Annotated in this window: 1 protein-coding gene; it reads right to left on the reverse strand. The window is 52.5% G+C overall.

Features of this window, described 5'->3' with window-relative positions:
• On the reverse strand, positions 1-438 hold a 438-nt coding region (locus tag ACYVRA_RS09125; protein ID WP_461252391.1), incomplete at both ends, for an alpha-amylase family glycosyl hydrolase.

Raw genomic sequence — 438 nt, forward strand, 5'->3', positions numbered from 1 at the left:
TTCTCCGGTGCGGTTGTCAATCCGCTTAAAGACGACTGCGGCATCGCTGCGCGAAAAATAATGTTCTTCAATTGGTACCGTTATGTCATCTCTGCCTGAAAGATTACCGCAGTTGTAATTGTAAGTTGGGAAGGGCGGGTAGGGCAGTTGCAGAAAACGGTCGGGGTGTTCGACAATCCATTTGCTGTCGATGCCTGTGTGATTGGGAACCATATCAGAGCCGAGGCGGATTCCCCGGCGCATACAACGCTCACGCAAGTTGGTGAGTGCCCCCCAGCCGCCAAGTTCGTTTGCAATATCGTAATCGTATAAACTGTATGCGGAGGCGGCAGCTTCGGGATTGCCCGTCCACTGTTTTACAGTCTTGCTTGCCGGACTTCGTTCCCAAGTGCCGATAAGCCACAAGCCGGTAAAACCACGACGGGCAAGTTCGTCAAT

It is taken from the genome of Treponema sp. R8-4-B8 (genome assembly GCF_054786175.1).